The sequence below is a fragment of the Capnocytophaga felis genome (assembly GCF_009684755.1).
Lineage (GTDB): Bacteria > Bacteroidota > Bacteroidia > Flavobacteriales > Flavobacteriaceae > Capnocytophaga > Capnocytophaga felis.
The window spans coordinates 73,206-98,299 of record NZ_BLBC01000014.1; the positions used below are offsets into that span (position 1 = coordinate 73,206).

Here is a 25,094-nt window from a genome sequence, read left to right on the forward strand (position 1 = left end):
AACTTAAAAGCAAAAATGAAAAAAAATCTACTATTAGCAATATTATCAGGATTTCTTTTGGCTCTCTCTTGGCCTACATACGGTTTTACGGCACTGATTTTCATTGCTTTTGTTCCACTGTTATTGGCTGAACAAAACATACGTGTAAAATACAAACAAACAAAAAGAAAAGTGTTTGTAATCAGTTATTTATCTTTTCTTATTTGGAATATAATTACCACGTGGTGGATATGGCATTCAACCAAAGGCGGAGCAGTTTTTGCAATTTTAGCAAACACATTATTGATGACCATTACATTTTTGCTTTACCATATTATTGCAAAAAAATTACCTCAAAAAACAGCATTTATCTTCCTGATTACAATATGGTTATCTTTTGAAAAATTTCATTTAACGTGGGATGTTTCGTGGCCTTGGCTTAATTTAGGAAATGTTTTTTCCGGAAAAATTACTTGGGTTCAATGGTACGAATATACGGGAGTTTTTGGAGGTAGTTTATGGGTTTTATTTGTAAATATTTTACTTTTTTCGTTTATTAAATCATATTTTGAGCAAAAAAATAGAAAAATTCTTGCAAAAGGTGTCGGGATTTCAGTTTTATGCTTCGCTGTGCCTGTTTTGGTATCTTATTTTATGTATATCAACTATAAAGAGGAGCGAAATCCTATTGATGTAATCGTTTTACAGCCAAATATTGACCCTTATTTTGAAAAATATCAGATTTCAAATCAAGATATAGCACAATTATTAGTAAATCTTTCTGAAAAATTATTAGATGAAAAAGTTAATTTTATCATCACTCCTGAAACGGTTTTTGCGGATAATGTTAAGTTTGAAAACTTACAAAATTCGTGGGAATTTTCCATTTTACGTTCAATGGTGCTGAAATATCCGAATTTGAACGTTGTCGGAGGTATTGCGATGATTGATTTCTTCAAAGAAAAATCTAAAATAACTGAGCAAAGTAATTATTTGGAAAGAGCAGACATTTGGTATAATGATTACAATTCAGCTTTTTTGCTAAACAGAAATGATTCAATTCCTTTGTATCACAAATCAAAATTAGTAGTTGGAGTTGAAAATTTTCCATATCAAAGCGTTTTAAAACCTATTTTAGGTGAAACTTTGATAGATTTGGGAGGAACAGTTGCCTTAAAAACCACTCAGCAGGAGCGAAGTGTCTTTTTGGGTGAAAAAACGGAAGGAAAAGCAGCTCCTATTATTTGTTATGAATCCATTTATGGTGAATTTGTAACCGATTATATAAAAAAAGGAGCTAATTTCTTAGCAATTCTTACAAATGATGCTTGGTGGAAGAACACACAAGGACACAAACAGTTATTAAGTTATGCTCAATTGCGTGCCATTGAAACTCGTCGTAGTATTGCCCGAAGTGCCAACACGGGAATTTCCGCCTTTATCAATCAGCGGGGTGAAATTACCAATTCATTGGCTTACGAAAGGCAAGGAAGCTTGCGAAGTACTATCAATCTGAATGATAAAATAACATTTTATGTAAAAGCGGGTGATTATTTGGCAAGAATTTCACTATTTTTGAGTTTGTTTATATTCTTGTACGCAATGGCGAAAAAAAGAGTTGGAGTGGTTTTGGTTAAAAAGTAATTTTATGAGAAGAGTTTTAACTTGTTTGTTGGCAGCTTGTTTATGTTCATTAAATATTTACGCTCAAAAAAGAATGAAAATAAAAATACAGAAAATCAGTAATATAGAAGATTTTCCCAGCGGTTCGGGATTGGGAGCAAATGGGGAAAAATTGTATGCCATTGGTGATGATAGTCCGTTTTTGTATGTTATAGATTCGGATTTTCAGGTAGAAAATAAAATTTCACTATTGGAAGTTCCCACAGAAGATTTTAAAAGCAATCGCATCAAAAAGAAAAAGAAAGCTGATTTTGAAACTCTGGAAATCATTTCGGAAAATGAACTTGTCATCTTTGGATCAGGCTCCAAATCGCCACAACGTGATGTATTTGTACGAGTTTTTTTGAACGAATCAACGATAGAAAGATATTCTATTTCAATGCTTTATACTCATTTAAGAGAATTACCACTGTTAAAAGATTTGGAATTAAATATTGAAGCAACTGCTTTTTCTGACGGATTTTTATATCTATTCAATAGAACGAATAATATTATAATAAAGTTTGACTATCAGGAATTTATATCATATTTAAAAACAGAAAATCTTCCCAAGATTGAAATAATTCAGGTTTCTCTTCCTAAAATTGAGGGCATTGAAGCAGGTTTTTCAGGAGCTACGTTTTTTGATAAATCGAAGATTCTTTTTACGGCTTCGGTTGAAGCTACCGATGATACCTACAACGATGGAGAGATTATTGGAAGCTTAGCAGGAATAATTGATATTTCCGATTTTCAAAAGGCAAAAGTAACTCATTATAATTTTATTCCGAGTGAAAATCCCATAAAGGTAGAATCCGTTACTATATTGCCGTCAAAATCAACTCGTAATACGAACGTTGTCTTTATAACTGACGATGACAACGGAAACACAAAGCTCATTAAAGCAACTTTGAAAATATAGGTCGTGTTATGAAAAAGTATAATGATAGTTATTGTCAGGCTAAACTAAGTCGAAACCTTGTAATAATGAGGCTTCGACTTCGCTCAGCCTGACAGAAATATTCTCTTTTTTTAAGACATTCATACTTTTTGAATCTCTTCCAAAATATAATTTATCGGAAATTACGTTCAAATTTTCCGTAAAGTAAATCCAAATAATAGCGAGATTCTTCCGTAAGATTAGGATTTTCAAAATATTCTTTTTCAATGATGGGTAGTACAATTTTAGCAAGTTTAGTGCTTGTTATCCAATTTTGTATTTGATTATTAAACTCAGGATTATCCGAAAAAGAATGAGAATAATAACCATCAGAATCAACATAATAATACATCATTATCTGTAAATGTTCGAGAGCAAGTGGGGAAGAGGTTAGTTTACTTTCCCAAATTCCGAGCAGATGTTCAGTTGGAAGTCCCGCTAAATCAAACATCAAGATATAATTTATTGCATTATCTCCCTGACTTTTATTGTAATTTGTAAGTATATATCTTATGAATTCTGCCGAAAAGCGTTTCATAAAATCCAACTCGGTTTGTCGCCAACAATCTTTTTCAAAATGGCATTTGTCCAATATAATTTCGGTAGAATGTCTTATTGTTGCATCTTCCGCTAATAGTTCAAGTATTCGAGGTAAGAAGTGTTTGATTTCATATCCCGTCTCATCATAATGTACAGCATCTAAGTAATCATAAATGGCAGACGCAGAAAGTTCGCATACAGGAGTTCGTAAAAGTTCTTGCATTCTCTCCGAAGATACACAACACGGAGTACATACATTTAGTGTTCCATTAAGTGAATATTGAAAAATATCATAGGCTTCTTCTATAAGTAACCGTATAGGCTTACTTACTTTAGGCGTATTTTTTTCCGGACGTGTTTTTATTTTCATCAGATTTATTGTATTTTGATTACGCAACAAAATTAGAATAACCATACGCAATCTTTTTACGTAATTGGTTTTTTATCAATAAAATTAAAACAAACAGGCTGAAAAAATTCATTCTCAGCCCGTTTTATTTTAGATAAAATGTATATTTCTTTTCCGAATTACTTTCGTTTCAATACTTTCTCCACAGCTTTTAGAATGCCGTCTTTATCGAGTCCGTATTTTTTCATTAGTTCGGCAGGTGTTCCCGATTCTCCGAATGTGTCATTCACCGCTACCAGTTCTTGCGGAATAGGGAACCTTTGTGCAAGAACACGCGATACGCTTTCGCCTAATCCTCCGTAGTAATTGTGTTCTTCACAAGTAACGATACATTTGGTTTTCTTTACGGAATTTAAAATAATTTCCTCGTCCAAAGGTTTTATGGTGTGAATGTTAATTACTTCGGCAGAAATACCTTGCTTTTCCAATTCATCAGCAGCAAGTAAGGCTTCCCAAACTAAATGTCCTGTGGCGACGATAGTTACGTCTTTCCCTTCGGTGAGAAGAATTCCTTTACCGATTTCAAATTTTTGGTCTTCCGGAGTAAAATTTGCTACCGTCGGACGCCCGAAACGCAAGTAAACCGGACCTACATAATCGGCAATGGCAATAGTAGCCGCTTTGGTTTGATTATAGTCGCACGGATTGATAACTACCATTCCGGGGAGCATTTTCATCAGACCGATGTCTTCCAAAATTTGGTGCGTTGCTCCGTCTTCCCCTAATGTAAGTCCTGCGTGTGAGGCACAAATCTTTACATTTTTGCCTGAATATGCAATCGACTGACGGATTTGGTCATACACCCTTCCCGTTGAAAATGCGGCAAATGTACCCGTAAACGGAATTTTTCCTCCGATGGTAAGTCCCGCCGCGATGCCCATCATATTGGCTTCTGCAATACCAATTTGGAAGAAACGCTCAGGGTTTTCTTCAATAAACTTCTCCATTTTGAGCGACCCGATAAGGTCAGCACAAAGTGCCACTACGTTAGGATTGGTACGCCCAAGCTCAGCCAATCCCGCCCCGAAACCGCTTCGAGTATCCTTCTTTCCTGTGTCTGTATATTTCATAATTGTATTTATTCGATGATTTTTCCGTTATTAATGTCTATTTTAATTGTTTTTGTTCCTTCTTCAAACTGTTCTTGTTTCTCATTATCTTCATACTGAAGTGTATAATTTACTATAAAAGTCCAAATATTTTCAGCTTTATTTACTTGAGTTACTCGGCTTAGAAACACTCTTTTAGCAGGAAATATTTTCTCAGAATCAATTTGCCAAACAATATTATTATCTTTAATATTTATCCTTTTAAATAGATGTTTTTCATCTCCGAACTCAATAGCTTCTTCCTGATTTAACGCATATATTTTGTCAGGATTAATTAAGGATTTTGATTTTGCCTTAAACAAGAACTGCCATTTATCATTGTAAATATAAAAATCTCTATCGGAATTTCCAGTTACTTGAACAAGAAAATTCGAATTATTCCAACTACGTATATCAAGAATATCGCCGTTCCAATCATAGGATTTATTATCTATTTTAACAAAAATATCCTTATGAAGCACAAAAGAAAAAAGTATATAATACGGATTTACCGAAGTATTTCCTTGTTCCGCCCAATCACGTGTTATATCAATCCAAATGAAACCATTTTCTTTTAATCGACTTATGTTAGGTGTAAAACCCTTTACTAAATACGTTTTTTCTCCTTTTTTTACTTCTTTAGGAATAGGCTCTTTGTGTGAAACTACGATTTTTTTATTCTGAATTTTATATAAAAACAACTCAAAATCTTTCTTTCCTACAACAATTTCAAAATCTTTTCCTAATGAAATTCTCTCAATAGAAATATCTTGTGGAATATTTCTTTCTCGTTTAAATAGCTCAAGAAACTCTTGTCTGTTCGGTTCACTTTCTTTATTGCACGATAACATAACTATCGACAATAATATAAAAACTAATCTTTTCATTGTGTTGAATTTTAAAAATATAAACTATTATTATTCCCAAAAACTATCTTCCAAATAGAAAACAGTATCAATAAAAGCCAAAACTCCATCAACAGTAAGTACATTCTCATCGTGTAAATCTTCGAGTATAATTCCTAATTCTTGGTTTTTATAATCATTATTTCGGATAAGTTGAAATCCATTATTAGCCATAAATTCTCTTACATTTTCTAATGAAGTTAATTCGGTTGCTTTTACAAATTTCTGTTGTACAACTGCATATAAAATATTTTTATCTTTATAAAATCCTAATAACTTGTATGCAGTATCCGGAAAAAAATAATTATTTAAAAGCAAATTATAAAAGTAATCCAACCAAGATAGGTAGTAAATACTGTCATTAAGTTTTATTACATACTCTTCCTGATGCAAATATACCTTTTGTTCTGCACCTTGCGATATAAACTTATCAATGTCAATGGTGTGAATCCATAAATTATTTTCTTCTATCCATTGGCAGAGTTTCTCCGTTTCCTTACTTTTGTTTTGCTCTTTTTCTTCAACCATTGTACTTGTTCCCGAGCTTCTTCTAAGGTAACAGGCAATTGTTTGGATAGGTTCTCCATACTTAACTTCGCCCTTTCCTGAAAGGATATTTTGTAACTCATTTTTAATCATTTGTATTTATTATTCAATATAAAAAATAATAAAACTTATAACTTAAAATATAAGTCATTTATTTTATATATAAAACTTCATCAACTTGTATATATATTTTTATAAACTTATATATATATCTTCGATAAGATATATACATATAATTTTAAAAATACACTTACTCGTATATCAATGAATTGAGACTTCTTTCTGAAAATAAAATTATTTTTTGTATTTTTCGTATTTGATAACGCGTTGCATTTCCTTTAAATCCACTCCGGGTGTAAACTGAATTTTATTGCTTTTAATTAAAGCAGGATTAAATTTCTCCGAGGATTCTGCACCTTCACTTGAGATAGTAATTCTGAAACTCCCGAAGTCGCCTAACCGAACGATACGTCCTTCCGAAAGATGTTTTACTAATACTTTGGTCAAATCATTTAATACTGCTAAAACATCTGTGTCCGACACGGTTGATGAACCTGTCGCAATTTCTTTAGCAAGAGCACGGAAAGATATTTCGCCGTCTGCTTTTGCACTTGCATAAAATTTAGGTTTAGCTTCTTTGTCTAAAAGGTTTTTTCTTTCTACGATATTGTATTTTACTGCCATAATAATAAGTTTTTTAAAGTTTATAATATATATAAGATGTGATGATTTTAGTTGAGATTTGAAACCAATAAGCGGAGCAAAGTCTGATTTTATGCTTTTTTTCGTTGAAAACTTTGCTCCGTTTGATTGTTGTTTTTCTATTTCAATTCGCTTAAGGCTTTCTCTAATCTTGGGAGAACGTCCTTAATATCTTGCAACGAACATCCGCCCGCCGAAGCTCTAAACCAAGGCATTGTTCGGCTATTTCCAAAGGCAGAAAACGGAACTAATGCCATTCCGGCTTCCTTAATCAGATAGAAAACCAAGTCGGTTGTATCGTTAAGTTTCTCGCCTTTCGGGGTGGTTTTTCCAACATAATCCAACTGAATGGTTAAGTACAAAGCTCCCATCGGACGAATGCTTTCCACAGCATATCCTTTTTGTTTCAATGCCTGAATGCCTTCGTGTAGGGTTTCCAAACTATGTTTAATCTTTCCTTTGAAATCATTTACGAATGCGTCAACTGCTTTAGTATCAGTAAGGAACTGAGCCATCGCCTGTTGTTCGGGTTTCGGAGCCCACGCCCCAACGTGCGTAAGTAGAGCCGCCATTTTACCGATGATTTCCGAAGGACCAAAAGCCCAGCCCACGCGAACGCCCGTAGCCGCAAAACATTTGGAAGAACCGTCGATAAATACCGTATAAGGCTTCATTTCAGGGACTAAACTTACCGGATTAAAGTGTTTTTCTCCAAAGGTAAGCATCGCATAAATTTGGTCATACATCAAGTAAAGGGGCTTTTCGTCTGCTCCACGTTTGCGGTTTTCTTCCACAATAAGTTCGCAAATTTCTCTGAGTTGATGCTCGGAAAACATCGTTCCTGTCGGATTAAGTGGCGAACAAAGTGCTAACAGAACGGCATCTTTCAGGTGCGGACGTAGCTCTTCCGCCGTAGGTAAGAAGTTGTTTTCAGGCTTAACTTCCAGTTCTACTTTCTGAGCAGAATTCAAATACGAATAGTGATTGTTGTTCCACGAAGGTACAGGATAAATTACTTTATCGCCCTCATCTACAATAGTTTTAAAGGTTGCGTAAATCAACGGACGCGAACCTCCTGCGATAAGAATATCTTTCGCCGAGTACTCCAATGCGTAACGTTGTTTGAGGTCTTTTGAAACATTTTCCCGAAGCGAAAGGATACCACTCGCAGGAGGATAGTTCGTAAGATTGTCGACATACGCTTTTTGGATTCCGGCTTTCAGCTCATCAGGAATGGGATAAATATTCGAATCCAAATCGCCAATAGTTAAATTTGTGATTTTTTCGCCTTTTGCTTTGAGGTCGTTTACTTCGTTTCCAATCTTTACAATCTCAGAACCGATTAAATTTTGTGCTAATTTTGATACGTTCATTATGGTTTGATGTTTTTAAAATTAAGGTTCGATAAATACATATGTGCCCTAAATGTTCTTTATTTGCAATACGGAACGGTATATTTTCCTTCAGCTTTATGACCTGAAATTGTTTTTGCTTCTACCCAAATAGTTACTTGTTTGTCATCATATTTATAACGAATTTTACTGTTTAAAGCATTCATAGGAATACTTCCCTTACGCCCGAAAACAACATTATATTCATTTTTGTCGGCATTTTTTGGGATTTCTACGTTTAAATAATTGTCATATTCATAGACTTTGGACGAGCAATTACTCGGATGTGGAGTTACGTACACCGAAATGGATGCTCCGTTATCGAACGCTTTTCCTCCTTCCGCCGTGAAACGTTGTTCATCTATTTCCCAATAAAGTGGTTGTGAGTTATCGTTATTGTCTTCGTTTTTTGAACAAGACATTGATAAAGCAATAACTACTGCATAAATCATTTTTGTTAATTTTCTTGTCATAATAATTATTTCTTTTTATTTTGAATTATTGTATTAGTTTGTCGTTAATTTTCTTCTTTCACTAAAACTTTTTTATTGTTCAAGCGAGTTGAAAGCCATTTTCTTAGTTTTTCTATTTCAGCTTTTCGTTCATCTTTTTTGGGTTCCTTTTTCCATTGAATACGAAAAACAGGAATTGTATCTATCTTCTTGAAGTTACTTTTCAGTTCGTTAGCAAATGAAACAGAAGCAATATCCTCATAATTTACAGCTATTTCCTTCGTGATTTGTTGGAATTTAGCAGCTTCCTTGTTGTATTTGCCCAAAGTTTCCACTTGGTCTTGCAGTAATTTTATCTTACTTTGGCTTGAAATAAGTTGTTCTTTATTAGTATTATACAACTCCTGAACGTACAGACTTTGGTCACGCTCTCGGCTATCATTCAAGATACGTAACTCTGTATTTTTCAAATACGGATAAGCTTCTTTTTGGTTATTCCAAAGGGTTTTTACCTCATCAGGAATAGGAATGTCACCAAAGAAAACCAGTTCAATGTAAGGATTTCCGTTATTATATTCCACTTTTGAAAGGTCTTTTAAGAAACGACCTCCGTCAAACTCGTACGTTTCGATGCTGGTTTCAATGAAAGTATTGGCGTTATTTTTAAATTGGGAAACTCTCCAAACCTCGTAAAAAGTATATCCGGCAGGAACCATTACCAAAGTAGCACAAATGTAAGCTATGTTTGAAATTCGTTTACGTTTGGAAGAATTTGCATAAACCACCATTGGTAAACGTAAGAAACGAAGTACCAAAAATGTAGCCAAACCAATAAAAATGGTGTTGATTAAGAATAAATACAAAGCTCCCAAAGCCAATTTCCAATCACCAACAGCCAAGAAGAAACCAACGGTACAGAGCGGTGGCATCAACGCCGTAGCAATAGCAACTCCAAAAATAACACTTGCCATCGTGCCGCGTTTAGCACGAGCAATTACCAAAGCCAATCCACCAAAAAAAGCAATTAGTACATCGCGAATATCAGGAGAGGTGCGTGCCAAAAGTTCAGAGGAAGTATCACGAAGCGGAAACAACCAAAAGAAAACAAAAGCTGAAGTCACACTCAAGACAACCATCACCCCGAAGTTCTTTACGGCTCGTCGTAATAAGTCCACATCATTGATAGCCAAGGAAAGAGCCATTCCTAAAATAGGTCCCATCAATGGAGAAATTAACATCGCTCCGATAATTACAGCTGTTGAATTGGCATTTAATCCTAATGATGCAATTACGATGGAGCAAATCAAAATCCAAGAGGTGTGTCCTTTAAAGGAAATGTCGGCTTTTATACTTTCGATGGTAGCTTTTCTGTCGGTGTCTTGACGAATATTCATCAATTCAGAGAGAAACTCTTTAGTTTGTTCTAAAATACTTTTAGGTTTCTCATTTGTGTCATTCATTGCACTCATAGTTAATTCATTTTTATTAAATTTAAATATTATTCAATCCCGAACGTATGTGTAAATCGCGTTGTGGGAAAGGAATTTCGATATTATGTTTTGTAAATTCCTTAAAAATTTCATAGTACAATTCGCTTTTTAAAACGATTGGCTTTTGAATATAGGTAGATGTCCAGACAACAAGCTCAAAGTTTAGTGAATTATCGCCGTATTCAACAAACCAAAAAGCCGGAGCCGGGTCTTTCAATACGCCGGAATGATTTTTAGCTATTTCCAGAACAATATTTTTCACTTTTTCAGGGTCTTCTTTATAAGCAACTCCCACAGGATAATGAAAACGAACCAAACGATCATTATGCGACCAATTCGTTACATTTCCGTTAATAAACTGAGAATTAGGTACAATTACCGAAATATTATCGTTAGTAACAATCGTAGTGGAACGCATTGAAATAGAAATAACATCTCCTGAAATATCTCCGACCTGAATGCGGTCACCTATCTTGATTGGACGTTCAAAAAGAATAATTATCCCTGATATAAAATTATTGGTAATGTTCTGTAAACCAAATCCGATACCGACACCCAATGCCCCAAAAAGCCAACTGAAAGCCCCTAATTCAAATCCTGCTGATTTAAAAATGAACAGAAAGCCAAATAGCAAAATCAAATATCGAATTATAGTCACAATCGCAGAACGATTTCCTTTTTCTGCGATGCGACCTACAAAGAATTTATGTTCCAGAAAATACGTGATTTTCCTCGAAGCAAAAATCAAAACAGTAATAGAAACTATTAAATATACCAATGTCAATAAAGTAAAATTACTTCCTTGTATATTAAAAATTACATAGTTCATTACTTCCTTAAGTTTTTCGAAAAAATCGAACTCTGTTTCTTTCATTTTAGCAAGATTTATGCTTTTAGGCAGATAATTTTTTAGTAATCTCCTAATGTTTCAGGATTTTGAGCGAGGGCTTTGGCAAGTTGCTCATCATTCGGTGCTTTTCCGTGCCAAGCGTGTGTGCCCATCATAAAATCTACACCATTCCCCATCTCGGTATGCAGAAGTACACATACGGGTTTTCCTTTACCGGTTAGCGATTTGGCCTTTTGCATCCCTTGAAGAATAGAAGGAATATCATTTCCTTTTTCAATATCAATTACTTGCCAACCGAATGCTTCAAATTTGGCTCGTAAATCGCCTAATGGCAGAACATTATCGGTACTTCCGTCGATTTGTTTTTTGTTGTAATCAACGGTAGCTATCAGGTTATCGACGCCTTTTCCGCCAGCGTACATCGCTGCTTCCCAAATTTGTCCTTCTTGCAGTTCGCCGTCTCCGTGTAGTGTGTACACCAAATGCTTATCACCGTTGAGTTTTTTGGTCAGTGCAGCTCCAATCCCAACAGAAAGCCCTTGCCCTAAAGAACCTGAAGCAATACGCACCCCTTCCAGCCCTTCGTGTGGGGTTGGATGCCCTTGCAAACGAGAATTTAGCAAACGAAACGTATTTAATTCACTAATGGGGAAATAGCCTCTGCGAGCTAAAACGCTGTAAAACACGGGAGAAATATGTCCGTTAGAGAGGAAGAAAAGGTCTTCGTTTTTGCCATCCATTGAGAAATTCGTGTCAATTTCTATCAATTCGTTATAAAGGCAAACTAAAAATTCAGTACAGCCAAGCGAACCACCAGGATGTCCTGAATTTACTTTATGAACCATTCGTAAAATATCTCTACGTACTTGCGTAGTTAAATCTGTAAGTTGTTGAATATTCGACATAGTTTATTTTTAATTTATCCGCACAAATGTATATCTTTTTATTCTTGTGTGCAAGAAGATTTAAAAAAATGAAAATGTAACAGAAACAAAATCAGAAGACTACTTTTTCAAAAAGACAAATTTCATTTCCATTTCATTAAAAATATAATTGATTCTATAAAATATTGTAATTTTGTGCTCGCAAAAGTATTAAGATTATAAAGATAAAAATTGATTTTGCTTTTTAATATATTGATTATTATATAAATAGATAGAAAATGTATATAGATTTTAAAGAATTACCTGAAAGTTCACGAATTTGGATATACCAAAGTAATCGCAGTTTCACAGAAGTAGAACAAGTAGAGTTGCACGCCAAAATCAAAACATATTTGGAGAATTGGACAGCTCACGGAATTGGACTAACTGCCTCATACGAATTACGTTACAATAGATTTATTGTCATAGGAGTAAATCAGGAATTACACGCAGTTTCAGGATGTTCGTTGGATAATTTGGCTCAATTTATTCAACAACTAGAAAAAGATTTTCAAGTTGATTTACTTGACAGAATGAACGTAAGTTACAAGCAAGGTGAATTTATAGCGTATAAAAATTTAGTCGATTTCAAAAAAATGGTAAAAGAAAAAGCTGTTTCTGGTAAAACAATCGTATTCAATAATTTAGTAAATACAAAAGGTGAGTACGAAACACATTGGGAAATTCCAATGGAAGAAAGCTGGCACAGTCGTTTTCTATAATAAAGCAATCTTGTAAAAAGAAAGAAATTTTATTAATCAACTTACTATCAATTACTTGTTTTTAATTTTTAACAAAAATTTCTTCAGGTGATTTTTTCTTTTTAAAATTATTTTCTTTTTTCAAAAAAAGATGTAAATTTGCACACCAAAAAAATCGGGGTGTGGCGCAGTTGGTAGCGTACACGTATGGGGTGCGTGTGGTCGCTGGTTCGAGTCCAGTCACCCCGACTTTTTTATTAGTGGCAATATTTTTGAATCTTCTTTCTTTTAAAATGTAATTGTTTTATTTACAATTATTTATAAATCAAAAATAAAATTATTTTATAATTTACTTGACAACCCCTATCTTCAAAATGTATATTTGCACGCTTTTATAAAAAATATACACTGTTTGAAATGAAATTATCTAATTTTAACTTTGACCTTCCAAAAGAGTTATTAGCTGAATACCCAAGTGAGAATCGTGATGAAGCTCGTTTAATGGTTTTGCACCGAAAAACGGGAGAAATTGAGCATAAACTATTCAAAGATGTTATTGATTATTTTGATGATCAAGATGTTTTTGTATTGAACAATACTAAAGTTTTTCCTGCCCGATTGTACGGAAATAAAGAAAAAACGAAGGCGAAAATCGAAGTTTTTCTACTCAGAGAACTCAATGCAGAACAACGTTTATGGGATGTTTTGGTTGACCCTGCCAGAAAAATTAGAATAGGTAACAAACTTTATTTTGGAAAAGATGATAGTTTAGTAGCCGAAGTTATTGATAATACCACTTCCAGAGGAAGAACTCTTCGTTTTTTGTATGATGGTTCTTATGAAGAATTCCGTAATAAATTAACCGAGTTAGGGCAAACGCCTCTTCCTAAATATATTTCTCGTGCCGTAGAGCCTGAAGATGAAGAACGATATCAAACTATTTATGCGAAACACGAAGGTGCTGTCGCTGCACCAACCGCTGGTTTGCACTTCTCAAAACACTTAATGAAAAGACTCGAAATCAAAGGTATAAATTTTGCAGAAGTAACTTTGCACGTAGGATTAGGTACATTTAGTCCTGTTGAAGTAGAGGATCTTTCAAAACATAAAATGGATAGTGAAGAGGTTTTCATTCCTGAAGATCAAACTAAAATTATTAACAGAGCAAAACTCAGTAAGAAAAAGGTTTGTGCAGTTGGAACGACTGTAATGCGAGCTTTGGAAAGTTCTGTTTCATCTGAAAATACAGTTAATCCTTATGTTGGCTGGACAAATAAATTTATTTTTCCTCCGTATGACTTTAGTGTAGCTAATGCAATGATTACCAATTTCCATACTCCAAAATCAACACTTTTGATGATGGTTTCTGCCTTTGGCGGACACGATTTGGTAATGCGAGCTTATAAAGAAGCTGTGGCTGAAAAATATAAGTTCTATTCGTACGGAGATGCAATGTTGATACTTTAAGGATTTTATTTTGTAAAAAATATCTCTGATTTTTTCTATTTGAAATTTGATAGGAACTTATTTAATTTTATTTTTTTTGAATAAAAAAATACAAAAATTTTGTGGATAATAAAATTTTTTGTAATATTGCGACCTCTTATAAGCGTTTAAAGAGTAAAGAGGTTTATTTTAATGTTTAATTCTTTCTGATGGAAATTCGCTAAGCTCTTGATTTTCAAAAGAAATACAAATTTATTTATCAGCAAATGGCTGAACAAAAACAAACGCAAGAAGAATTCTTGCAAAATTTTGATTGGACAAAATACGAAGAAGGTATTGAAAGTGTTCAAGAGGATAAGTTGAAAAACTTTGAAGATTTGGTAAAAAACAATTTTGTTGATACGCAAGACAATGAAGTTGTTGAAGGAACAGTAGTTAGAATCACTGACAGAGAAGCAATTATTGATATTAATGCTAAATCAGAAGGTGTTATTTCTTTAAATGAGTTCCGTTATAATCCCAATTTAAAAGTAGGTGATAAAGTAGAAGTTTTGATTGATATCCGTGAGGATAAAACAGGTCAATTGGTACTTTCTCACAGAAAAGCACGTACAATTAAAGCGTGGGATCGTGTGAATTTAGCTCACGAAAATGGAGAAATCGTAAACGGATTTGTTAAGAGCAGAACAAAAGGTGGTATGATTGTTGATGTATTTGGAATCGAAGCATTCTTACCAGGTTCCCAGATTGATGTGAAGCCAATTCGCGATTACGAACAATATGTGAATAAAACAATGGAGTTCAAAATTGTGAAAGTAAACCACGAGTTTAAAAACGTAGTTGTTTCACACAAAGCTCTTATTGAGGCTGATATTGAAGAACAGAAAAAAGAAATCATCGGACAACTTGAAAAAGGTCAAGTTTTAGAAGGTGTTGTTAAAAATATTACTTCTTATGGTGTATTTGTTGACTTAGGAGGTGTTGACGGATTAATCCACATTACAGACCTTTCTTGGTCAAGAATCAATCATCCGAATGAAGTGGTTGAATTAGACCAAAAATTAAACGTAGTTATCTTAGATTTTGATGATAACAAATCACGTATCCAATTAGGATTGAAACAATTGAGTAAACATCCTTGGGACGCTTTAGCTGATGACTTGAAAGTTGGAGATAAAGTTAAAGGAAAAGTAGTTGTTATTGCTGATTATGGTGCTTTCGTTGAAATCGCAGAAGGAGTTGAAGGTTTAGTTCACGTATCAGAAATGTCTTGGAGTACACACCTTCGTTCAGCACAAGATTTCGTAAATCTTGGTGATGAAATTGAGGCTGTTGTGTTGACTTTGGATCGTGATGAGCGTAAAATGTCATTGGGTATCAAGCAATTGACTTCTGACCCTTGGGCTAACATCGCAACAAAATATCCTGTAGGTTCAAAACACGTTGGAACAGTTCGTAACTTTACTAACTTCGGAGTGTTTGTTGAATTGGAAGAAGGAATTGATGGCTTGATTTACATTTCAGACCTTTCTTGGTCTAAAAAAATCAAGCATCCTTCAGAGTTTGTTAATGTAGGAGACAAATTGGATGTAGTAGTTTTAGAATTAGATGTAGATGCTCGCAAACTTTCTTTGGGGCACAAACAAACTACTGAAAATCCTTGGGATAAATATGAAGTAGAATTCGCAGTGGGAACAGTTCACAGCGGAACTATTTCTAAAATGGTAGATAAGGGAGCAACTGTTGAATTTAACGAGGATATTGTCGCGTTCATACCTACACGCCACTTGGAGAAAGAAGATGGCAAAAAACTAGGAAAAGGCGATACAGCTGATTTCAAAGTGATTGAGTTCAATAAAGAATTCAAAAGAGTTGTAGCTTCTCACACTTCTATCTTCAGAGAAGAAGAAGAAAAAATTGCTAAAGAAGCATCAAGCTCTACAACAACTGTCGAAAAATCAACTTTAGGAGATTTAGAAGCTCTTCAAGAGTTGAAAGACAAAATGGAAAGAGGAAAGTAATTTAGTTTTTTTCATAATTTTTTGTTTTAATGAGGAAAAGCCGTTGCTGGGAAGTGACGGCTTTTTTGTATTTAAATTCAAAAAAATTTTATTTTTTATAAATTTATTACGAAGTTTGTGAGTTGAATTTATTTTTTCTAATTGGGAAAACAGATAAAATTAAGATGAAGAAAGTTTTAATTATCACATATTATTGGAAACCTGCCGGAGGACCCGGAGTACAACGCTGGCTAAAGTTCATTAAGTATTTACGTGATTTCAATATTGAACCTATCGTTTATACACCTGAAAATCCAGAATATCCAATAATTGATGAAAGAATAGGGGAGGACTTACCCTCTAATATTCAAGTAATAAAATATCCCATTTGGGAGCCATACAAATTAGCTTCTTTTTTCTCCAAAAAGAAAACACAGAAAATAAGTTCAGGGATTATTCCTCGTAAAAAAGTATCTTTTATAGAAAAAATTATGCTTTGGATAAGGGGCAATTTATTTATTCCCGATGCGAGAAAGTTTTGGATAAAACCATCTGTTAATTTCCTTTCAAATTTTATACAAGAAAATGAAATTCAAACAGTTATAACTACTTCTCCGCCTCATAGCGTACACCTAATAGGTTATCATTTGAAAAAAAAATTTCCGCAATTAAAATGGATTAGTGATTTTCGTGATCCGTGGACAACGATTGGTTATTACAAAGACTTACGATTGACAAAATGGGCTCATAAAAAACATAAATTTTTAGAAAAAGAAGTTTTACAATCTTCTGATTTAGTTATTGTTACAAGTTTTAAAACTAAAGAAGAATTTTCACAAATAACGAAAAAGCCAATCAAAGTAATAACTAATGGATACGATATTATAAATCAACCCAAAGCAAAAGTTTCAGATAAATTTCTGATTTCACATATTGGTTCATTGCTTTCCGATAGAAATCCGAAGTTATTGTGGAAAGTATTAGCTGATTTAGTTATTGAGAATAAGGAATTTGCTGAAAATTTTGAATTATGTTTTGCAGGAAAAATAAGTGGTGATGTAGAGGAGGAGATAATTTCTTTAGGATTGAGTAAATACATAACAAATATGGGGTATATTTCTCATAATGAAGCTATTAAATTACAGCAAAAATCTCAAATATTATTATTAATTGAAATTAATTCAAAAGAAACAGAATGCATCATACCTGGAAAATTGTTTGAATATATGATTTCAGAACGTCCTATTTTAGCAATAGGTCCTAAAAATTGGGATGTTATAAAAATTATTAAAGAAACTAATACTGGACGTTTTGTCAGTTATGATAACGAAACTAAAATTAAGGAAATTATATTGACTTGGTATAATGATTACAAGGATAACAATCTGAAAACAAATCCCATAAGATTAGCTCCTTATAGCAGAAAAAATTTAACTCAAAAGTTAGCTGAATCAATACAAAATGTCTAAAGTTTCTATAAAAGAAATCAATCGTTTGGCAATTCCCGCTATCATTTCGGGAATTATTGAGCCTATCATATCTTTAACCGACACAATTGTTGCGGGGCATATTCCTACAAATACAGAAGAAATACTTGGGGCTGTGGGGATTGTTGGCTCTTTCATTACTGCAATTATTTGGATTTTTGCTCAAACATCGTATGCCATAGCTTCGCAAGTTGCACAAGGCTATGGACAAAGTAGGCTTAGGAATTTAAAAGGACTGGTTGCCCAAGTTTTTTGGTTCAGTGTGGGAATTTCTTTAATAGGTTCTGGAATAAGTTTCGCCTTAGGAGATTCTCTTTTTCGGCTTTACGGAGCGGAAGGAAAGTTATTAGATGTTTGTCTGCAATATTTTAATATACGTGTTTGGGGATTTCCTTTAACTCTTTTAACCATAATGCTTTATGGAGTTTTTAAAGGTGTACAGAATACTTCTTGGGCGATGGTCATCAGTGTGTTTGGTGGGATTCTCAATATTATTTTGAATTTAGTTTTTGTATTTTTATTGGATTTGGAAGTAAAAGGGCTGGCTTGGGCTACTTTGATTTCGCAAATAGTGATGTTTGTATTAGCTTTAATATTTTTGAACCGAAAAACAATTTTCAAAATATTTATTTTTAGGAAATTACATCCTTCTTTTTGGAATAATTTGATAATGAGCTTTAATCTTCTAATTCGTTCACTTTCATTACAAATTGCTTTATTTTTTGCCTTTCGTGTAGCAACAAATTTGGGAGGCGAAACCGATAATTCTTTTGTGGCAACACATACTTTGTTGGCTCAAATTTGGTTATTCTCAGCTTTTTTTATTGATGGTTATAGCAGTGCAGGCGGAGTTCTTTCTGGAAAATTATACGGAATGAAAAAACTGGAGACAATGACAATTTTAGTAAAAGACTTATTGAAAATCACAATATTAATAGGATTTTTTTTAGTTTTAGTTTATTCTATTTTTTATTTCCCGATAGGTAACTTTTTTACCAAAAATGAAGATATTCGCAGTTTATTTTTTGGTACTTTTTGGATTGTAGTTTTAATGCAGCCTATTAATTCTATAACTTTCTTACTTGATGGCGTTTATAAAGGTATTGGATTTACAAAGACATTAAGAAATGTGCTTTTGATTGCTACTTTTGTAGTATTTTTACCTTTTTTATTCCTATTTCAAAGTCTAAATTGGGAATTGAAAGGTATTTGGTTTGCTTTTTTTGCTTGGATAACTACTCGCGGACTGCTTTTGGCTCTTCATTTCAGAACAAATTTTATTCAAAAATAATTTTATTTTAGTTACTTTTGCAGACAGAAAACAGACAAAATGCGAATCATTTCAGGAAAAAACAAAGGAAAGCACCTCATTGCTCCCGCTAAATTACCCGTTCGCCCTACAACGGATTTTGCCAAAGAAGCATTGTTTAACATATTGAATAACAACTATTATTTTGATGAAATTAGCGTTCTTGATTTATTTACAGGAACGGGAAATATCAGTTATGAGTTTGCAAGCAGAGGGTGCCAAAACATCATTTCAGTAGATAGTCATAGCGGATGTGTACAATTCATCACTAAAACAGCAAAAGAGTTGGGATGTCTTATAACTTGCTTGAAATCAGATGTGTATAATTATTTGAGAAAAACAAATCAAAAATTTGATGTTATTTTTGCAGACCCTCCATACGATTTTACCCAAGAAAAGTTTTCTGAAATAGTGGATTTAGTTTTTGAAAGAAATTTACTAAATGAAGGAGGAGTTCTTATTATAGAACACTCAAAACAAACTGATTTAGAAGAAGTTTCACACTTTTCTTATTCTAAAAAATATGGAGGAAATTTATTCAGTTTTTTTGAATTAGAAGATTAATAATAGGAATGTTTCCAAATATTAACAATCAAAATAAAAAAAGTTACTCTCAGAAAAGAGTAACTTTTTTATATTCAATTTTTTGAAAAAAAATCTATTAAGGGAAAACACCTCTTTCTTTATATACTTGCTCAATTTTAGCCAAAGCAACAATGTATGCAGCCGTTCTGTAATCGGTCTGATATTTTTCAGCTGAAGCCACCACAGCATCAAATGCAGTTTCAATTTTTTGTTTTAGCTTAACAAGTACTTCATCAATTTCCCATATTTCAGCACGTTTATTCTGCAACCACTCAAAATATGAGCCAATTACGCCTCCACTGTTACAAAGAATATCAGGGATGATAGCAATGCCTCGTTTCATCAAAATTTCTTCTGCAGAGGAATCTGTAGGTCCGTTTGCACCTTCAGCTATAAGGGTTGCTTTGATATCATTAGCGTTATCAATAGTGATTTGGTTACCCAAAGCAGCAGGAACTAAAAGGAAACAGTCTGTTTTCCAGAACTCTGCATTATCAATAGTCTTCGCTTTAGCATATCCACCCACACCACCTTTATTTGTTTTTGCATAAGCCAATAAATCTTCTGGGTCAATTCCTTGCGTATTAAGAATTGAGCCTGTATGGTCTTGAACCGCGATGAGTTTAGCTCCTAATTCGTGTAAAAAATGAGCCGTCCAATAACCTACATTTCCGAAGCCTTGAACAATAAATGTTTTTCCTTTCAAATCAACATTATTTTTCTTAGCCCATTTTTGAATGGAAACTACAACACCAAACCCCGTGGCACGGTCTCTACCTTGCAAACCTCCTGATAAAACAGGTTTTCCAGTAACTACGTGCAGGTTTATAGAACGATTAGCTGGAGATTTTGCAGAAGTATAGGTGTCTGAAATCCAAGCCATTATTTGAGCATTTGTGTTTACATCCGGAGCAGGAATATCATAATCTGGTCCGATATTGTCACCCAAAGCGTATGTAAATCGGCGTGTAATTCTTTCCAACTCACCTTGTGAATATTTTGAAGGATCTAACTGAATTCCTCCTTTTCCGCCACCATAAGGAAGCCCTGCTATGGCTGATTTCCACGTCATCCAAGTTGCCAAAGCTCTTGCAGCATCAATATCCACGGTTGGGTGATAACGTAATCCTCCTTTATAGGGACCTAAAGCATTATTGTGCTGAACGCGGTATCCGGTGAAAACTTCAATAGAACCATCATCCATTTTAACAGGGAAATGCACCACAATTTCGTTCTGTGTAGAAGCCAAAATCTTGCGTACTCCTGCATCTAAATTCATTTTATCAGCGGCTTTGTTGAATTCGTGCATCACGTTTTCATACATTCCAGTTCTTTTCTTTTCTGTATTGTTACTCATAATTTATAAATATAATAAAGCAAGGGTAAAAGTATGTATTAAAATTGATATAAACAAAAATAGTACGTAACATTTTTTTCATATTCATAAAAATATTAATTCATTTAGCATAATATCAGTGAATTAGTATTTTTTAAAGACGAAAAAAATCGAAAATTAATAAAGCAAAACGAAACCTCAATAAAATAAAAAAATAGAAAGCCAAATTCTCAATTCACTTTCTATTTTTTCAGATTTTGATATTTTTATTTAATTTTTCTGTTCTCGGTTGAAATACACCAAGTAATAGTACATTTGCTTTTCTTCGTCCCAACCTTTTTCAATGAATTTTTCAGCCGATTCGGGGTTTACAAAATCCATTCGTATTTGAATATTGGTGTCCAATTCAATTACGTTTTTGATTTTTTTCCGAACATCCGAAACCGCTTTATTGGCTATCGGAAAACTTGAAACATCTTCAATTTGGTATTTGGGACCTTTTTCAACCTTATAATGCTTAAACTCGGGGATAAGTTCCGGATTATCAATCACTTCGTTTACAAAGGAAGTTTCTTCAAACTCGTCATTTTTAGCAAAATAATTGATTGCCCGATTCATAAACATTACTTCTTGCTTTTTGTCTTCGGCAGGAAGAATCACATCTTTAGCAAAATCTTGACTGAATTTCAGATATTTTTTCGTGTAAAAATTCTCATCAATTAGGGCATCGACTCCCAAGAAATGCTCTAACCAATATTTAGTATCGTAACGATTGCTGTCCACCGAAAGCAATTTGTATCCGTCTTCTTTATTGACATTGAAGATGATACAACCTTTATCAAGTTTGTGGATATTTACGCCTTCTTGAATGATGATATCCAACTGATTTTGATTCTCTTCAAATTGCAGAAAACTGTGCTTCATTTCCGATTTGAAAATCCCAACGGCGGATACTTTATTGTTATCCAAATAAATATCGTGAAGTAACGTAACATACAATTCACCACTTTTAATATGCGGATGATTGGATTGATTATAAAGATGTTGTGCTATTTTTTTTGATACTTCGTGAATGGAATTTTCATTCTCAAAAATGGAAGTAACCAGTTGATAAAGCTCGTTAAATTCCACATCGGCATCGTGCGAAAATCGGAAATAATTTTCTTCCTTTTCGCGAAAAGGTTTGAAAAAATATTCCTTCAACAAACCTACAATTTCATCATTGAGTGAATAGGGTTGTGCCGACAAAAACAAAGGTTCGTTTTTACTTTGATTTCCAATGCGATGGATAGATAAACTATCAATATGCGTAGTGTAAAGATTTAGCATTTTTCTTTATTTATTGCGATTTTTTTAATTATAAATTACTTATGAGTTTAAAAAACTTGGTTGTGTTATAAAAAGTATGATGGCAGTTTTGATTGTCAGGCTGAGCGTAGTCGAAGTTCTGTAATTATATGGCTTCGACTACGCTCAGCTTGACAAAAACACTTTTTTTGAGCATACTTTTTACATCACCTCCAAAAACTTTTGAACTTTTTGTTAACTGCTTACTGAAATATAAATTTCCACTTCTGAATTTTCTTCTTTTTGAGAATTTTCCTTTGACGTAAAAATCACGCTATCAAGAGTTTTGTCATACAATTAAAGTGGCATTTTTGTGTTGAAAGAGTAAATAATCAGAAATTACACCTTTCTTAAAAGCATTTCGTTTTCGTCCAACTTTTCTTGGTAATCGTATGTCATTTTTCACGAAAGTAACCTCTATTTTCCGATTGAATTTTTGCAATGTAAGATTGCAAACTTCATCAGATAATGAGATATTTTCTATTTTACTTCCTAAAATATAGTCAGTTAAATCGTCCCAATTTTGCTCGCCTGCAAAGTCTGATATCCAAGGTTTTGTTTTTTTGTAAAGGTCTGGATTGCATTCCACAACCCTGTCATCAATAATGACATAATCCCCTGCTCCCCAAACGGCATAAGTCAAATATTCAGTGTCGTTAAGTAGCAGCCCGAAAAATCCTGCTCCTCCCATTCCATAAGTCCCCAAACATGTCGAAATTTCTGTGATTTCAAGCCCTATGAGTTTATTGGCAGGAATATTTTTCAGTAAAGTAGGTCTGTTGAATATTAAAATTTCATCTTTTTTGATTTCTCCATAAAGCAAATAGGCTTGTTCATCTCCTTTGGGCAATCCAATTTCGGTAAATGTCAGCCATCCTAATTGTTTCCAATAATCTAAATCGACCTTTTTGATAACCATTGAATATTGCTCAATAGCTCCTATTTTCAAGTTTAAAAAATCGTGTTTTTTCATCTATTTTTTTGGCTTTTTAGGGGGACACAACTAATGTGAAACTTTATGTAATCAATCAGTTTTTAGTAAAGATAATTTTCAATTTTTTTAATAATAGTCTTCCTCGCGATAATTATCATCACCGTAACCGAACTCTCCGTAATCTTCTTCGTCCATATCGAAGTCGCTAAATTCGTCTTCAAATTCGTTAAAATCATCGGCAATGAACGATTTTTCGGGAGCTTCGGCAGGAATGCTTCCGTGTGAATGTATCAACATAGGATAACTCATTGCACTTTCTTCTTCGGCAATTTCCACGAGTTCTACAAAGAAAGTCCACATTGAAAAAAAGTCGTACACGTACAGCAATTTAGGTTCTTCTTCACTTACAACCGAATCAATGGTGGTTTCTTCCATCAAGCGAGTTTCTCCGCTTTCGGAAAGGTCAAAAAGAGTGATTTCCTCACCCTGATTCCAATCGTCATCAGTTAGGTAAAACGACGCCATTTCATTACCAGCAAAGCCAAATGATTGTACGATAACGTTATGAAAATCTTCCAAAGTGGCATCTCCCTGAATCACTATATCACGGAAAACGTCTTCTTTTACGTCAAGTATTATTCTGAATTTATATACCATTTTTTATTTGAAAATTTATTTTTCTTTCCATTTTCTTGCTAAAAGCGTGTTTTTCAGAAGCATCGCAATAGTCATTGGTCCCACGCCACCCGGAACAGGTGTAATATAATCAGCTTTTTCTTTAACCTGTTCAAAATCAACATCTCCTACGATTCTGTAACCTTTCGGAGCATTTTCATCTTTTAGGCGAGTGATACCCACGTCCACCACAGTTACACCTTCTTTTACCATATCGGCTTTCAAAAATTCAGGAATTCCGAGTGCCATTATAATGATGTCTGCCTGTTTGGTAATTTCTTTTAAATTAGGCGTATAGCTGTGTGTAAGGGTTACTGTTGCATTGCCAGGATTTCCCTTTTGGCTTAGCAAAATACTCATCGGGCGACCCACAATGTGCGAGCGACCCACCACAACTACGTGTTTTCCTTTGGTTTCTACATTGTGGCGTTTTAGCAGTTCCATAATTCCGAAAGGTGTGGCAGGAATGAAAGCCTCCATATCCAAAGCGATTTTTCCGAAGTTAGTGGGGTGAAAACCATCCACGTCTTTCTCAGGATCAACTGCCATCAGTACTTTTTGGCTATCGATGTGTTTTGGTAAAGGAAGTTGTACAATGTATCCGTCAATGGCTTCGTTTCGATTTAATTCATTGATTTTCTTTAATAATTCGGCTTCGGTAATGTCAGCAGGAAGTTCTATTAGGGTAGAGTCAAATCCCACTTTTTCACAAGCTTTTACCTTACTACCCACATACGTGAGGCTGGCTCCGTCATTGCCCACCAACACAGCAGCCAGATGTGGAACTTTTCCGCCACGTGCTTTGATTTGTTTAACTTCTTCGGCAATTTCCTGTTTGATTTGTTCCGATGTTTTTTTTCCGTCTAATAGTCTCATATCGTCATTTTTTTGTTGTCAATGATTTATTTTTGGTCTAATTTTCTGTTTCCAAATAATTTTTCAGATGTTTTATTGATTTGAAATTCTTAAATGTTATTTTCACGTTTGTTTTTTCAACTTCATTGATGATTTCTTTGAGCAAATCAATAGGAATTTCTTCTTCACCACATAAATTTTCGTCAAAATCAATACCGACTGCTACGCCATCTTCATACATTCCGAGACACCAAAACTCCATAAAATCGGCAAGTGATATTTCGACTACCTCATAATTTTTCCATTCTTCCTTCTGGCAGCTTTCCGCTTTTAACTTGCTCGACCAAAAAGGAAAAACCGAAATGGGTTGATTGTTTTCTTCAATAAAAAATACGTTAGAAGAGCAAACTGCCACTTCTTTCTTGTTTTTCAGATAGAAAACCAGTCCGTTTTCAAGTATTTTATGAATAAAATCGTGCATTTTTTGTTAAAAATCTAAATTTGGTTTGTCAGATTGAATATGATAAAAGCTTCTTCTATGT

Annotated in this window: 24 protein-coding genes and 1 tRNA gene; 9 read left to right on the forward strand and 16 right to left on the reverse strand. The window is 33.8% G+C overall.

The window, feature by feature from the left end; all coding sequences use genetic code 11:
- The first annotated feature begins 15 nt into the window (after positions 1 to 15).
- The gene (lnt, locus tag GN105_RS10765) at positions 16 to 1,623 is read left to right on the forward strand and encodes an apolipoprotein N-acyltransferase (RefSeq protein WP_155285409.1); all 1,608 of its coding nucleotides are present in this window, start codon (positions 16 to 18) and stop codon (positions 1,621 to 1,623) included.
- Positions 1,624 to 1,627: 4 nt separating this feature from the next.
- Complete coding sequence (locus tag GN105_RS10770) at positions 1,628 to 2,563, forward strand: DUF6929 family protein (protein ID WP_227977364.1); 936 nt, start codon at positions 1,628 to 1,630, stop codon at positions 2,561 to 2,563.
- Between the two features lie 151 nt (positions 2,564 to 2,714).
- Here the strand turns inward: GN105_RS10770 and GN105_RS10775 are convergent, their stop codons facing one another.
- From GN105_RS10775 to GN105_RS10820, 10 genes are all read right to left on the reverse strand, one after another.
- A complete protein-coding gene (locus GN105_RS10775) occupies positions 2,715 to 3,491 on the reverse strand; it encodes a hypothetical protein (RefSeq protein WP_155289099.1) in 777 nt (258 codons plus the stop codon).
- Between the two features lie 158 nt (positions 3,492 to 3,649).
- Positions 3,650 to 4,603 (reverse strand): transketolase family protein, encoded by a 954-nt coding sequence (locus tag GN105_RS10780; RefSeq protein WP_155285411.1) that lies wholly within the window; start codon positions 4,601 to 4,603, stop codon positions 3,650 to 3,652.
- A 5-nt stretch (positions 4,604 to 4,608) separates the two neighbouring features.
- Positions 4,609 to 5,505 (reverse strand): hypothetical protein, encoded by an 897-nt coding sequence (locus GN105_RS10785; RefSeq protein WP_155285412.1) that lies wholly within the window; start codon positions 5,503 to 5,505, stop codon positions 4,609 to 4,611.
- A 30-nt stretch (positions 5,506 to 5,535) separates the two neighbouring features.
- A complete protein-coding gene (locus GN105_RS10790) occupies positions 5,536 to 6,162 on the reverse strand; it encodes a putative polyvalent protein kinase domain-containing protein (RefSeq protein ID WP_173015002.1) in 627 nt (208 codons plus the stop codon).
- Positions 6,163 to 6,363: 201 nt separating this feature from the next.
- Entirely contained in the window at positions 6,364 to 6,753 is a 390-nt protein-coding gene (locus GN105_RS10795; protein WP_095912581.1) for an HU family DNA-binding protein, read from the reverse strand.
- A gap of 137 nt (positions 6,754 to 6,890) precedes the next feature.
- Complete coding sequence (locus GN105_RS10800) at positions 6,891 to 8,144, reverse strand: pyridoxal phosphate-dependent aminotransferase (protein ID WP_155285413.1); 1,254 nt, start codon at positions 8,142 to 8,144, stop codon at positions 6,891 to 6,893.
- A gap of 59 nt (positions 8,145 to 8,203) precedes the next feature.
- Positions 8,204 to 8,635: a hypothetical protein gene (locus GN105_RS10805; protein ID WP_155285414.1), complete on the reverse strand. Its 432-nt coding sequence runs from the start codon at positions 8,633 to 8,635 to the stop codon at positions 8,204 to 8,206.
- Between the two features lie 44 nt (positions 8,636 to 8,679).
- Complete coding sequence (locus tag GN105_RS10810) at positions 8,680 to 10,083, reverse strand: TIGR00341 family protein (protein ID WP_155285415.1); 1,404 nt, start codon at positions 10,081 to 10,083, stop codon at positions 8,680 to 8,682.
- A 22-nt stretch (positions 10,084 to 10,105) separates the two neighbouring features.
- Positions 10,106 to 10,978 (reverse strand): mechanosensitive ion channel family protein, encoded by an 873-nt coding sequence (locus GN105_RS10815; protein ID WP_155285416.1) that lies wholly within the window; start codon positions 10,976 to 10,978, stop codon positions 10,106 to 10,108.
- Positions 10,979 to 11,013: 35 nt separating this feature from the next.
- Positions 11,014 to 11,859 carry a transketolase gene (locus tag GN105_RS10820; protein ID WP_155285417.1) on the reverse strand — a complete coding sequence of 282 codons (846 nt, stop codon included), beginning with the start codon at positions 11,857 to 11,859 and terminating at the stop codon, positions 11,014 to 11,016.
- 257 nt (positions 11,860 to 12,116) lie between these two features.
- On the opposite strand from GN105_RS10820, the gene GN105_RS10825 reads away from it, so the two are divergent.
- From GN105_RS10825 to GN105_RS10855, 7 genes are all read left to right on the forward strand, one after another.
- Positions 12,117 to 12,599 (forward strand): ABC transporter ATPase, encoded by a 483-nt coding sequence (locus tag GN105_RS10825; protein ID WP_155285418.1) that lies wholly within the window; start codon positions 12,117 to 12,119, stop codon positions 12,597 to 12,599.
- A 155-nt stretch (positions 12,600 to 12,754) separates the two neighbouring features.
- Positions 12,755 to 12,827: transfer RNA gene (locus GN105_RS10830), tRNA-Pro, on the forward strand.
- A 168-nt stretch (positions 12,828 to 12,995) separates the two neighbouring features.
- Complete coding sequence (gene queA / locus GN105_RS10835) at positions 12,996 to 14,045, forward strand: tRNA preQ1(34) S-adenosylmethionine ribosyltransferase-isomerase QueA (RefSeq protein WP_155285419.1); 1,050 nt, start codon at positions 12,996 to 12,998, stop codon at positions 14,043 to 14,045.
- Between the two features lie 245 nt (positions 14,046 to 14,290).
- Positions 14,291 to 16,045: a 30S ribosomal protein S1 gene (rpsA, locus tag GN105_RS10840; protein WP_155285420.1), complete on the forward strand. Its 1,755-nt coding sequence runs from the start codon at positions 14,291 to 14,293 to the stop codon at positions 16,043 to 16,045.
- 164 nt (positions 16,046 to 16,209) lie between these two features.
- Positions 16,210 to 17,493, forward strand: a complete 1,284-nt coding sequence (locus tag GN105_RS10845; RefSeq protein WP_155285421.1) for a glycosyltransferase family 4 protein — start codon at positions 16,210 to 16,212, stop codon at positions 17,491 to 17,493.
- On the forward strand, positions 17,486 to 18,802 hold the full coding sequence (locus tag GN105_RS10850) for an MATE family efflux transporter (RefSeq protein ID WP_155285422.1): 1,317 nt from the start codon (positions 17,486 to 17,488) through the stop codon (positions 18,800 to 18,802). Before GN105_RS10845 ends, GN105_RS10850 begins: the two co-directional genes overlap by 8 nt.
- Before the next feature lie 39 nt (positions 18,803 to 18,841).
- Positions 18,842 to 19,384 (forward strand): RsmD family RNA methyltransferase, encoded by a 543-nt coding sequence (locus GN105_RS10855; protein WP_155285423.1) that lies wholly within the window; start codon positions 18,842 to 18,844, stop codon positions 19,382 to 19,384.
- Between the two features lie 97 nt (positions 19,385 to 19,481).
- On the opposite strand, the gene GN105_RS10860 is transcribed toward GN105_RS10855, so the two are convergent.
- From GN105_RS10860 to GN105_RS10885, 6 genes are all read right to left on the reverse strand, one after another.
- Positions 19,482 to 20,762: a Glu/Leu/Phe/Val family dehydrogenase gene (locus tag GN105_RS10860; RefSeq protein ID WP_155285424.1), complete on the reverse strand. Its 1,281-nt coding sequence runs from the start codon at positions 20,760 to 20,762 to the stop codon at positions 19,482 to 19,484.
- 249 nt (positions 20,763 to 21,011) lie between these two features.
- Positions 21,012 to 22,070, reverse strand: coding sequence for a nucleoid-associated protein (locus GN105_RS10865; protein ID WP_155285425.1), 1,059 nt, complete (start codon positions 22,068 to 22,070; stop codon positions 21,012 to 21,014).
- Positions 22,071 to 22,377: 307 nt separating this feature from the next.
- Entirely contained in the window at positions 22,378 to 23,061 is a 684-nt protein-coding gene (locus tag GN105_RS10870; RefSeq protein ID WP_155285426.1) for a hypothetical protein, read from the reverse strand.
- 87 nt (positions 23,062 to 23,148) lie between these two features.
- Positions 23,149 to 23,679: an IS1096 element passenger TnpR family protein gene (locus GN105_RS10875; protein WP_155285427.1), complete on the reverse strand. Its 531-nt coding sequence runs from the start codon at positions 23,677 to 23,679 to the stop codon at positions 23,149 to 23,151.
- Between the two features lie 15 nt (positions 23,680 to 23,694).
- Entirely contained in the window at positions 23,695 to 24,573 is an 879-nt protein-coding gene (gene folD / locus GN105_RS10880) for a bifunctional methylenetetrahydrofolate dehydrogenase/methenyltetrahydrofolate cyclohydrolase FolD (RefSeq protein ID WP_155285428.1), read from the reverse strand.
- 37 nt (positions 24,574 to 24,610) lie between these two features.
- Entirely contained in the window at positions 24,611 to 25,033 is a 423-nt protein-coding gene (locus GN105_RS10885) for a DUF2750 domain-containing protein (RefSeq protein WP_155285429.1), read from the reverse strand.
- Between the last annotated feature and the right edge of the window lie 61 nt (positions 25,034 to 25,094).